This window comes from Paenibacillus sp. V4I5 (genome assembly GCF_030817255.1).
Lineage (GTDB): Bacteria > Bacillota > Bacilli > Paenibacillales > NBRC-103111 > Paenibacillus_E.
The window spans coordinates 1,010,551-1,021,851 of record NZ_JAUSZB010000002.1 but is presented as its reverse complement, the minus strand read 5'-3'; the positions used below and the strand labels follow the sequence as shown (position 1 = coordinate 1,021,851).

The window sequence follows — 11,301 nt, the reverse complement described above, 5'->3', positions numbered from 1 at the left end:
CTGAACGGGCCTCCCGATTTACCAAACGGGGGAATCAAGCCCATGGATATTAGGGAAGTACATGGTCGTGATCTACAAACTGTATTAGAAGAAGTCCGTTTTGCAGTGGTGCCGCTAGGATCAATCGAGTATCACGGGCCGCATTCACCACTCGGTACGGATGTCATTCTTGCGAATGGTTTCGCTGAGCGTCTCCATCCTGGATTGAAGCCGCTCATTTATCCCGTCATCCCGTATACGGCTTGTCCTGGAAAAACCCGTCATTATCCAGGAACAATCTCCGTAAGTCCGTCTGTCATCACCGATTATTTATATGAAATTGTTAACGGGATCTGTCAGTTGGGCATCCGAAATGTGCTGTTGTTAAACGCGCATGATGGGAATATGGGTGTTTCCAGAACAGTAGCTGAAGCCATTACAGCAACCTATAAGGACGCTAGTGTTCTATTAGTGAACTGGTGGCAAATGGTAACATCACAAAGTGCCGAAGAAGCAGGAATCTTTATAGGAACAACTGGCAGAGGCCATGGAGGCCCCTATGAAATGTCGGTGGTCAAAGCATTTCGACCAGATTTGGTTCATGTAATTGACAGTGATGTAGACCTATCAGCCAATCATTCACTTTCGAATCTGCCTTATGTATTGGTGGAAGGCAGTCCAGCAGGATGGAATGGCTACACGGGGCATGTCCAACAGACGTCTTTAGAAGCAGGAGAATGGATTATTGCGGAAGCAGTCACCAACTTACATCAATTACTTGAAAACTGGTTAAAGAAACCAGAAATGAAAAACGGAGGTGACCAATTGGATGGTAAATCGTGAGTCTATTATGGAAGTTGAAGGTAAAGCATTTCCTGGTAAAACATATACAGAAGCTGTTCTAGAACCTGCTTACAATGAAGCCAAACAGCATTTATTGGATGCCATGATGGCCATCAATAAGGCACATTTGATCATGTTGAAGGAGCAGCAATTGATTTCACAAGATGAGGCTAGCCAGATTGCGAAAGCCATTGTACATCTTAACCTTGATCTTCTCCGTCACTCTAACTATACGGGTGAGTTTGAGGATTTATTCTTTCAGGTGGAGAGCCAGCTGCAGCAGCATGCAGGTGATGTTGCGGGGAATTTGCATCTAGCGAAGAGCCGTAACGATATGGGTGTCACTATTTATCGTATGGTACTTAGGGAGAAGCTTCTGGTCACGATGCAATCCGGTTTACAGTTACGTAAGCAGCTTCTGCAATTCGCAGAGGAGCATATTCATACGTTGATGATTGGCTACACACATACCCAGCAGGCGCAGCCAACGACCATGGCTCACTACATTATGGCTGTTGTTGACTCGCTTACAAGAGACATCCGCCGGATGACGGCCGCTTACAATAATTGTAACCGCAGTAGTATGGGAGCTGCTGCGCTTACAACGTCGGGTTTTCCTATCAATCGGAACCGAGTGAAAGAGCTTCTAGCCTTCGACGAGCTTGTAGAGAATTCCTATGATGCGATTGGTGGAGCGGATTATTTGGGAGAGGTTGCTACTTCCATTAAACTTGCAGCCATCAACCTAGGGCGAGTCGTTCAAGATTTATTGCTCTGGTGTACACAAGAGTTCGCCGCTATCAAGGTAGCCAGTCCTTATGTACAGATCAGTTCCATCATGCCGCAAAAGAGAAACCCTGTTTCTCTAGAACACATGCGCGCCCTTCTTTCTAGCTGCGTAGGCAACGCGGATTCCGTGCTTGCGATGATGCATAATACACCTTTCGGCGATATTGTTGATACCGAAGACGATATGCAGCCTTACGCATGGAAATCTCTTGAACTCATGGACAAGATCTATCGACTTCTAACCGTCGTAGTGGGAACGATGGATGTTAATAAAGAGATACTTCGTAAACGGACAGAAAGCAGCTTCGCTACCGTTACCGAACTGGCGGATACGTTGGTAAGAACGGACAAACTCTCCTTCCGAACTTCCCACCATATTGTTAGTTCAGTCGTAAAGAGAGCGATGTCGGAAGGGGTAGCTGCGAATGAAGTAACATGGGAGTTCGTCAATGAAGCAGCTCGCGAGATCATCGGTCGTAATTTGATGATGGATATAGACACCTTGGCTCAAGCCTTAGACCCTGAGAACTTTATTCAAATACGCTCCTTGCCAGGAGGACCAAGCCCCCAAGAGATGATTAGAATGATTCAGATACGTTGTAAGGAACAACTAGCTCTGGATCAATGGTTAACAAAATCGGATCATAAAAGCCGAACCGCGCTGCAGATTTTGGATGAAGTCATGAGGGAGTGGGGGAACCCATAATGTCAGCAAAAAAGTTGCCATTTCTTGCTGTGGACGGAGGAGGAACAAAAAGCCTGTGCTACTTCTTCGATGAGCAGGGTCATATTCGAGGACAGGGTAGGTCAGGATCTTGTAATTATCAGGGGGTCGGTAAAGAAGCAGCCGTGAGGGAGCTTATCCAGGCGATTCGAAATGCTTTGGAGGACGGTAAATTTGTAGGAAACGGGGAGGTTGGCGAAACAGAATTAGAAACAGATTGTGCCGCATTGGGGATCGCTGGTTTAGATACCGAATATGACCGCAGGATCATCCTGGCGTTGGTCGAAGAGGCGCTGCAGCATTTACGTATACGCGCCAAACGTTTAATTATTGAAAATGACGGCTTCGCAGCATTACTAGGGGCAACCAATGGTCAGCCAGGCATTCTTATGATTGCAGGAACGGGATCCATCGTTTATGGCGTTAATGATCAAGGCGTGGTTGCCAGAGCAGGAGGGTGGGGACACCGAGTTGGGGATGAGGGAAGCGGGTATTGGATCGGTAAACAAGCGATCATTCACATTTTGAAAACAATGGATGGACGGGTGGCCCCGAACAAACTGGCTGAGCATGTTTTACCTTATTTGGATCTGAAAGATCCGGAGGATTTATTTAATTGGACATACAATTCGAGCTATACTGTGGAGAAAGTAGCTGAATTGTCTAGTCTCGTTTCACAAGCTCATACGCAGGGCGATCAAGTGGCTCAATCCATCATGATTCAGGCAGCCGAACAATTATTTACTTGTGCTAAGGCTGTCATTGAGCGAATAAATTTATATAGACAACCTTTTCAAATCATTTTGCAAGGCGGCGTATTACAAAATAATGTGTTTGTGAGGGATTATGTAACGAACCAATTCAACACCTTTGCGCCATCCGGACAAATCGAAAACAAGAATAAGGAGCCGATATACGGAATGATGGCTCTGGCTCTAGATCACTATCAGAAATTTCGTGATGGATGATTAGTCCAATGGAGGGATCCTATGAAAAAAAGGCTGTTGTTCGTTTTTGCCCATCCTGATGATGAGTCATTCGCTTGCGCCGGCACCATGGCAAAATATAGGGAAGCCGGTCACGACGTCAATTTGATTTGCGCAACCTCTGGTTGCGGGGGAAAGTCTGGCGAGTACTTAGTAACCTGCAAGCAGGAACTTGCCACGCTAAGAGAGCAGGAATTGTCGAAGGCTTGCGAAGTCATAGGCGTAACTAACTTGTATTTGCTTCATTACGCGGATGGCAGTTTAATTAACCAGGATATCAACGAAATGGCCGCAAAAATTGAATCTACGATTATGCAGCTGCAGCCGCACGTCATCGTTACGTTTCCTCCGAACGGTGTTACTGGACATCGAGATCATATCGCCATATCCCGGGCTACAGAACAAGCGGTTCTTCAATCCGAGCAGAAATTGATGCCCACTCATTATTCTACCTTGTTTTTCGCATCGATTCCTCACTACTATGATTATTGCGCAGATTCAGCACCAACCGGTGCAGTCCCCATAACTGGAAAAGTGAACATAGTGAATCAGCGTGAAACAAAAGGGCGTGCGCTTCACGCTCATCGAAGTCAAATCTATTCCGTAAACCGAGCCTATCCAGGTGTTATGCAAGGAGATTATGGGGTTATCGGACAATATGAGTACTACACGAAGGTACGGGCAGACGGACTGTTTGAAGACATTCAGGAAACCTCGGAAGGAATTCCAGAGATAGAGCTTTGTTAACGAATGAGCAGATGATACTAAAAGTGAAGTTTAACAAAAGGCAGTTGGAGACCTTAAACCGATGAATAATCCTACATGGATTGTATATCGGTTTTTTTGTGTTACCTGTATAAGTGACAAATCATAGTTGGAACCCTTCATTCCGTCATCGTAACGGATCCGCATGGGCAAAAAATTAAAGCAAGCTATGGTGAACTGGGAGATGGAGAAACCGTCATAATAGAAACGGTTGCTGCATCTGGGTTAGCTTTGCTTCCAAAAGAAGCTTTAAATCCCTTACACGCAACCAGCCGAGGCACAGGGGAATTGATAGCTGCAGCTTTATCTGCCGGATATCGTAAATTCATCATTGGTCTTGGTGGAAGTGCAACGAATGATGGTTGAATGGGACTATTGCGATCACTTGGTTATGAATTTTATGATGTTCATAATCACAAACTGCCGGAGGGAGGAGCGGCTTTGAGGGAGTTACATCGGATCGATGAAACCAACGCGGATCATCGGTTACTTGCCTCTTCTTTCATAGCTGCGACAGACGAAACCAATCCTTTATACGGCCCAAATGGAGCATCTGTCGTGTATGGTCCCCAAAAAGGGGCAACATCGCAGATGATACTCACATTAGATGAGGCTTTAAAGCAATATGCTGAGGTCATCTATCAACAAAAGCTTAGAGATGTTAAAATGCTGATTTGATCATTACGGGTGAAGGAAGATTAGATCAGCAAACTCTTTCTGGCAAAGTAATCTCAGGTGTTTGCAAAGCTGCACGTGAATATAAAGTTCCCGTCGAGACTGTTGGCTTAAGGACGAAGAGAACCTTTCTAATAAAAAATATTTTTTTTGCATGATTCTTGACCGGCCAGTAAAGTATATCTTGAAATTTTATACACTGTATCTTGAAATTGTCGACACTTTCTAGAAATGATGACATATTTTAAACGCACGTGTGGGCTTAAAATGAGAGTAGAAGGGGGGGGGGGACTTGACGAGAAATGTAAAATAGGCCTCATTGGGTAGGAAAGGAGTTCGTAAACGCAATTCGGTATCGACAGCTTCACGATTGACCGCAGCCAAACTTTGTGTGAGGAGTGGTAATTATGAAAGCAATTACGTTTCGCCCCATGTGGATTCGCCTCGTTTGTATGGTGTTTAGTTGTTTGCTTATCATCAGCTGTTTCCAGAACCTCGATGCTCGCGCATCTGGCATCACGATAGCTTTCCCCAACTCTTCTTTCGAGGATGCCGGAACCGGCATACCGCATTGGACCACACACCCCACGTACGGCCAAAACACAGCAACCGTCTCGAGTGAGCGAGCCTACACTGGCTTGAAAAGTATGAAAATGGTGGATACCAGTTCTACGGCTTCACTAGCTCGGGTTAGCGAAAAGGTTAGTATTACAGAGAATGAAGAGTATACCGCTTCTACTTTTGCTTATATTGAGCAAGGATCGATTGATGTTTGGCTCATCTTCTATAACGGCACCACGGAAACGATTATTGCTCCCACTGGCGTTACGCCAACACTCAATCAATGGACGAAGAGAACTATTACAGCAAAAGCTCCAGCTGGTACGACACAAGTAGCGGTCATGGTTTACAGCTCATTAGCGGCTGTTACGAAAGCCTATGTTGACGATGTTTCAATTGGTCAAACCGTTAGAAATGCAGGCTTCGAAGACTCGTTAAGCAATACTTGGACAGTGTCCTCTGGTGCAGCCGTTTCGACGGTGCAGAAGGCGGGGGGAACCTTCAGTCTTAAACTGGACGATTCCAGCCCAACCACTGTTAGCACTGCGGAAAGCTCGAAGGTAACGGTTTATAATGGCACAAGAGTCGGAGCTACGGCCAAAATATACGCGTCCAGCGGCTCCGGGCTGAGCATCCACCTTCTTTTCAAGAATGACGCTGGAATTGTCCTTAAAGATGCAGCAAACGATTTCACGGGCATTGCTTCACAATGGACCCCGGTTTCTGTATCCGCTACCGCCCCTTCAGGCACAACAACTGTCTCCGTATATCTAACAACGGGGATCACAACGTCGATGGTCGCTTACGTCGATGATGTGACGCTGGATCGTCCGATTGAATACAATCTCGGTGTTCAAATTATGAACAATCCCCTCGACGTCGCTGTATTCGGCAAAGATGCAAGCGGTAACACGGATCTAATGTATGTTGGTTCCAGCGGGTTTCCGTCCAAGTTGGTGGTTTACGATGCCCGAACGGGTGAGCTGTTGGATGATCGAGATCTCATGGTTGATCCGAATAACACTAAGATAGAAGCAGTCTGGGGAATGACGGTGGCTACTGATAAGTCCGTCTATTTGGGAACGGCTAACAAGAAAACGATGTTTCGGTATCTCCCCGGCACAGTTAGCACGGTTAATGGGCAAAAAGTAATTACTGGCAGCTCGTTAGTGCCAATCACCCTACCAACCGGAATGGACGTTATTTGGGATGTAACGGCGGGAAGCAACGGAAAAGTCTACGGCGGAACTTCCACCGGCGGCAAAGCGTACCAGTACGATCCGGCCGGAGGGACTGTCGTCTTAAATAGTGGCCTACCCATCGTCAGTGGCCTTGATTTCGTGAGGTCGATCGCTTATGCGAGCGATACTGAGGTTTATATGGGTATGGGACCGACCTCGAATGCGACAATCATACGCTTTAATCCGACGAATGGAACTAAAACCACCATTTCCCCGGCAAATTATGGCAGCAAGTTTGTGCTTGGACTCGATTATATTTCGAACGGATCGGCGTCGAGGGTGTTCGCCCAGCTATCGGCGGGTCCAACGCTGGTTTTGGATAGCACAACGGGTGCGATTGCCTCTTCCTTAAGCGATATCGACTCACGTGGCGTATCGATGAAACACCCTTCGGATGACAAAGTGTTCTACACGAAAGGGAATAATCTTTACAGCTACGATATTTCAACGGCAGCAGAATTAACTCTGGGCGATGTAGGAGGAAGCGCAGCTGGTTATACTTTTTTGACCGATGCAGGCAACACTTATCTGTATGCTGCGCTTAAATCAGGAAAAATTTTGAAATATAAGCTCGCAGCAACGCCTACAATTGATACGACGACATCGTTCGTAATTCCAGAATCTGTGACCAAAATCCGATCACTGGTCAAGGGACCAGCCGACAATATTTACACAAGCGGCTATTTGCTTGGAGGGATGGGCATCTATAATCCGGACACATCCGAAGAAAAGCGCTATAAAGGCGCAGGCCAAGCGGAAAACATGACAACAATGGGCAACAATCTGTATCTAGGCATATATCCTGGCGCGTGGATCAAAAAATACGATACAACGTCGACGTGGAATGTTACTACGAATCCTTCGCTCCTGTTCCAGGATATTGACGACACCCCTTACAAACAGGATCGTCCGTTTGGCATGTTAGCAGAACCCTCAATGAATCGGCTTTATGTCGGTTCAGTAGCGAGTTCAGGGAATAATAAAGGCTCCTTCACCGTCTATGACTTGTCTACTTCCCAACAAGTCACGACCATTAACGATATTGTTTACCATCAAAGTGTTATTTCACTTGCATACAAGAACAATAAAGTTTTTGGCGGCACATCTGTTTACGGGGGAATCAGCAGCACGGTTGATGCGACGGAAGGAAAAGTGTTCGTTTGGAATACAACGGGCGCCAACTCGACACCTGTTCCTCAATTTGTCCCAGCCCCGGGAAGAAAAGTCATCTCTGATCTCATCGTGGGTCCGGATGGGAAAATATGGGGACTTGCGGAAGGGAACTCGTCAGGCAATTCGTCCCATGATACGACCGCAGATTTGTTTATTATCGATCCGAATAATCCAGATGCTGCTCATACGACAGTATATCCCGACAAATTCAGCTCAATACCCGTGTCTTGGCAAGGTGGCAAGATGGTTGTCGGCAATGACGGTAACGTCTATGTGAGCATCGGTGCGAAATTGTACGGAGTTGACGCCAATTCTGCCAACAAAGATGCAGTTTCTTTAATCGGGGCAGGTGTGACGCAGCTGACAACGGATAAGTACGGAGATCTTTATTACGTGAAGCACGAAATTAATCTCTATAAATACGATAAATAAAGGACACTTCAGTTCGGGTTCATTCGGGGCTGTCCCAAAAGTCAATTCCATTGGATTTATTCCAATAGAAGAAAGAATTTCGAAGCCTGAAAGTCTATTCCATTGGAAAAATCCAATGGAAGTATGAATTTCGTTCTGAATACCGATTCGAATGTCCCAGAAGGTCTGTAGGACCTCAGGGGCTGTCCACAAGTAGATTTATCTACTTTTGAGACAGCCCCTTTTTTTCATCCCGACTATATCCCATGAAATAGTGGGAAAAATAAACCAGTCGTTGTTGAAACATTGACATGAAGGTTCCTTTCACCCCTCAAATCCGTTTATTATATAATAGGGCTCGCCCACGTTTTCACACTCGACCTTCGAGGCTATGGACCAAAAGCTGCCAACCTCGGCAATATTGACTATATCGGGCTGCTACCTGAATCGAGTCATGACGGATTGCCAGCAAGCCCTATCTGCTTACTACCAATTGACTGCAATCGAATGATGAGTAATAGAAAACTATAGTTTCATAATATTGTACACTCTAGGCTGCCGGTGAATCGCTCAGCAGTCTTGTTCCGATGGGCAGTAATATTACACATCGCTGCATGCCACAAATTGCGGATTAACGCCGAATAACTATGTTAGAACTAAAACGAATCTGACATAGGAGTGTAGTTATGGAGAGTGAAATTGAATTGGCAGTGGAGAAAATTCAGCAACTGAATACGAGAACTCAAAAAGCAATGATGGAGTTAGTCCGAAAAAGCTTGAAAATGAACGATGACGAGTTCAATAAAGAACTGCTGGTAGCCTATGCTCATCAAAATCCGGTTCATATCTTGGAAATCGCTATCGCTCTAAAATATGAAGAGATTATTAAGGCTTTACCGGAGCAATATGTTTAGATTAATAGCTCCATAAGGAAAGACGGCGAAGTCCGTAGAAGGATACCAGAAGGACGACGAGGTACAGAGAGGAGAACGGAGAGCTCATGTCCGCCATTGTTGAATTCGAAAATAAAGAAATCGAAGTTAACGGAACCTATCAGAACAAGATCATTATCTCTGGCTTCTCGTTCCACTACTGGCCGAAGGATGATTGTAGAGGCAATACGAAATTCGTATAGCTCGTAGAGATCGATAAGTCAGCGAATTGACGGAAATGAGCCGTGCCTAGGGCGCAACCACGTTAGAAATAACGCTTCGTTGTGAGGGGGAGAATGAGGAAGAGGGGTGTCTTGTTGGGTGAAGCCTGCAATAGCAGCCGGTTTGGGAGGGCGGGTTTGAGTCGCTGAACTCAGTTCCCAAGCAGGTTATTACGATGAAGGTATATCAAATTCTATTGAGTAAAACCATCATTTCCTGCGTACCCCACGATGTGAAAGCCATGGCTGTGCGTAATATAACTTCTTCGGCAAAGAGCTTCTGGCCAAATTGAAACTGGCGAACAATGACATTAAACGGAGCTTTCGACTTGCTATGTCTAGAACTAATACCAAGGACGCTGACTTCATGCCATAATGATAGTTGAATAAAACAAGGAGCAGTCTGCATGCAGCTGCTCCTTGTTTTTATTAAGCTAAAGGGCTGTTACGAAGAAAGAATTTTGTAGTAAATTGTAAGAGGACAAGAACATTTATCTTTTGAGATCCGCGCGGCGAGTACTGGTATTATTCTTGTTTGCTACCTTTATTTTTATCGTGTCCGGAGCCGTTCCCTTTTTCGCCTCTGCTGTGTTGGCTATTGTTCTTTTTCTCTTTTGCTTTATCGGATTTACTCATATCCTGGTTGTCTTCGCCCATCTTCGTTTGATTTGCTTTTGCCACTACCAAGCGTTCCTGTTTCTCTTGATCCGAGATAGGCTCGTTTGTAACTGGTGTTGTAACTGGTGTTGTAACTGGTGTTGGAGCCAGGGAAGCAATGGGCTGCACTTCCTTAGCTGTTACGTTCTCATTCTTCTGCCCCAGTTTCTCTTTACTTTCGATTTTGGACAGTTTTTTATCTAGATGATTAAACGATTTTTCTATATTTTTCATTAAAGCTAGCTGGGCTTTCGGATTTCCCACCTTTTCTAATGCCGAGGCCAAGGCAAGAATGTTGTGCTGCAAATCGGCCTTTACCTTCAATACCTTCTCCGGATTTTTCACTTCCTTTACAGGATTGATCACATCTTCGGCTTCAGTTTGCTCAGGATCTGCTGTCTGCTCACTGCCCGGCTTAGCTGCGGTAGTTGTTGCAGTTTCTTTTTGTGTTGAAGCCTCTACATTAGTAGCCGCCGCTAGTGTCTTAGTCTCTGCTAACGTAGTCTTTACGGTTGTCGAAATACCAGATGCCTGATCTGTTTTATGAACAGCACTTTCCTGAGTTTCCAACGACTTCTGAAGAGATAGAGTAGCCTCTTTCGTTTTTCCTTGAGCCAATAAGGCGTTAGCTTCTTCCAGTCGCTCTTGTGCAAATGCGGTAAGCAGTCTTGCCTCCTTAACGTCATTGACAGTTAGGGCAAATCGAATATTTTCGTACATTTCTTTTACAAAGTAGAAGAAATCTCCTGGTAAAAGATCTGGAGTCTTCGTTTCGGATTCGTTCAAAGTCGTGCCTGTTTGCGAGGAGGCAGTCGTATTCTGGGTGACGCTCACGGATGTGGGAGTAGACGACTGTGTTGTTGTAATCTCCGAAGCCAATACAGTACCGGTGCCCATGCTAAAAACGAGTACGCTGAACATGGCGCTCTTGGCGAGAAGGTTGTACCTTTTGGGCTCTTTTGTTAACTTAAGTATCATGATTATTACCACCTTATGAATGTATTCTAGCTGCAGCTGATACTAATGTATACGAGATGCAAACGTATTTTCAGGGGGCAGGTAGGATTTAAGAACGCGGGATCGATCAGCAAGCATGTAGCAATCCGAAGAAATGGATCTTGTGTTAGCTAATGCTTTAGAAAATAAAAGCAAAGGCTCACAACCGGAAGTTGTTTTTCGCAATCACGAATAAAATCGGACGGTTCCATTCATGACAATGTTTTTTATAGCATTATTGATACAGAATGGCCAAATGTAAAAGAAAATCTCCATTACTTATTAGCAAGTAAATATTCATAAATATAGCACAGAGGCCAGGAATTTATTTTAGGAGTGAGCTCAAGT

At 45.2% G+C, this 11,301-nt stretch carries 9 protein-coding genes and 1 pseudogene; 8 read left to right on the top strand and 2 right to left on the bottom strand.

Annotated elements, in window-relative coordinates; all coding sequences use genetic code 11:
• The first annotated feature begins 42 nt into the window (after positions 1-42).
• The 8 genes and pseudogenes from QFZ78_RS06725 to QFZ78_RS06690 all read left to right on the top strand — a co-directional run bounded on the left by QFZ78_RS06725 (position 43) and on the right by QFZ78_RS06690 (position 9,282).
• The gene (locus QFZ78_RS06725; RefSeq protein WP_307546252.1) at positions 43-822 is read left to right on the top strand and encodes a creatininase family protein; all 780 of its coding nucleotides are present in this window, start codon (positions 43-45) and stop codon (positions 820-822) included.
• Positions 809-2,317, top strand: a complete 1,509-nt coding sequence (gene argH, locus QFZ78_RS06720) for an argininosuccinate lyase (RefSeq protein ID WP_307546251.1) — start codon at positions 809-811, stop codon at positions 2,315-2,317. Before QFZ78_RS06725 ends, argH begins: the two co-directional genes overlap by 14 nt.
• Positions 2,317-3,303 carry an N-acetylglucosamine kinase gene (locus QFZ78_RS06715; protein WP_307546250.1) on the top strand — a complete coding sequence of 329 codons (987 nt, stop codon included), beginning with the start codon at positions 2,317-2,319 and terminating at the stop codon, positions 3,301-3,303. Before argH ends, QFZ78_RS06715 begins: the two co-directional genes overlap by 1 nt.
• Positions 3,304-3,324: 21 nt before the next feature.
• A complete protein-coding gene (locus QFZ78_RS06710) occupies positions 3,325-4,068 on the top strand; it encodes a PIG-L deacetylase family protein (RefSeq protein WP_307546249.1) in 744 nt (247 codons plus the stop codon).
• A 120-nt stretch (positions 4,069-4,188) separates the two neighbouring features.
• Positions 4,189-4,919 (top strand): annotated as a pseudogene (locus QFZ78_RS06705) (glycerate kinase).
• Positions 4,920-5,168: 249 nt separating this feature from the next.
• Positions 5,169-8,168, top strand: coding sequence for a carbohydrate binding domain-containing protein (locus QFZ78_RS06700; RefSeq protein WP_307546248.1), 3,000 nt, complete (start codon positions 5,169-5,171; stop codon positions 8,166-8,168).
• Between the two features lie 665 nt (positions 8,169-8,833).
• The gene (locus tag QFZ78_RS06695; RefSeq protein WP_307546247.1) at positions 8,834-9,061 is read left to right on the top strand and encodes a hypothetical protein; all 228 of its coding nucleotides are present in this window, start codon (positions 8,834-8,836) and stop codon (positions 9,059-9,061) included.
• 86 nt (positions 9,062-9,147) lie between these two features.
• Complete coding sequence (locus QFZ78_RS06690; protein ID WP_307546246.1) at positions 9,148-9,282, top strand: hypothetical protein; 135 nt, start codon at positions 9,148-9,150, stop codon at positions 9,280-9,282.
• Between the two features lie 205 nt (positions 9,283-9,487).
• Here the strand turns inward: QFZ78_RS06690 and QFZ78_RS06685 are convergent, their stop codons facing one another.
• Positions 9,488-9,709 (bottom strand): hypothetical protein, encoded by a 222-nt coding sequence (locus tag QFZ78_RS06685; RefSeq protein ID WP_307546245.1) that lies wholly within the window; start codon positions 9,707-9,709, stop codon positions 9,488-9,490.
• A 116-nt stretch (positions 9,710-9,825) separates the two neighbouring features.
• Complete coding sequence (locus QFZ78_RS06680; protein WP_307546244.1) at positions 9,826-10,935, bottom strand: DUF5667 domain-containing protein; 1,110 nt, start codon at positions 10,933-10,935, stop codon at positions 9,826-9,828.
• Between the last annotated feature and the right edge of the window lie 366 nt (positions 10,936-11,301).

What these genes read in the sequence shown, in the direction of transcription:
- QFZ78_RS06685 (WP_307546245.1), bottom strand. Translation starts at nt 9,709, where the DNA reads ATGCAGACTGCTCCTTGTTTTATTCAACTATCATTATGGCATGAAGTC.
- argH (WP_307546251.1), top strand. Translation starts at nt 809, where the DNA reads ATGGTAAATCGTGAGTCTATTATGGAAGTTGAAGGTAAAGCATTTCCT.
- QFZ78_RS06690 (WP_307546246.1), top strand. Translation starts at nt 9,148, where the DNA reads ATGTCCGCCATTGTTGAATTCGAAAATAAAGAAATCGAAGTTAACGGA.
- QFZ78_RS06710 (WP_307546249.1), top strand. Translation starts at nt 3,325, where the DNA reads ATGAAAAAAAGGCTGTTGTTCGTTTTTGCCCATCCTGATGATGAGTCA.
- QFZ78_RS06680 (WP_307546244.1), bottom strand. Translation starts at nt 10,935, where the DNA reads ATGATACTTAAGTTAACAAAAGAGCCCAAAAGGTACAACCTTCTCGCC.
- QFZ78_RS06695 (WP_307546247.1), top strand. Translation starts at nt 8,834, where the DNA reads ATGGAGAGTGAAATTGAATTGGCAGTGGAGAAAATTCAGCAACTGAAT.
- QFZ78_RS06715 (WP_307546250.1), top strand. Translation starts at nt 2,317, where the DNA reads ATGTCAGCAAAAAAGTTGCCATTTCTTGCTGTGGACGGAGGAGGAACA.
- QFZ78_RS06700 (WP_307546248.1), top strand. Translation starts at nt 5,169, where the DNA reads ATGAAAGCAATTACGTTTCGCCCCATGTGGATTCGCCTCGTTTGTATG.
- QFZ78_RS06725 (WP_307546252.1), top strand. Translation starts at nt 43, where the DNA reads ATGGATATTAGGGAAGTACATGGTCGTGATCTACAAACTGTATTAGAA.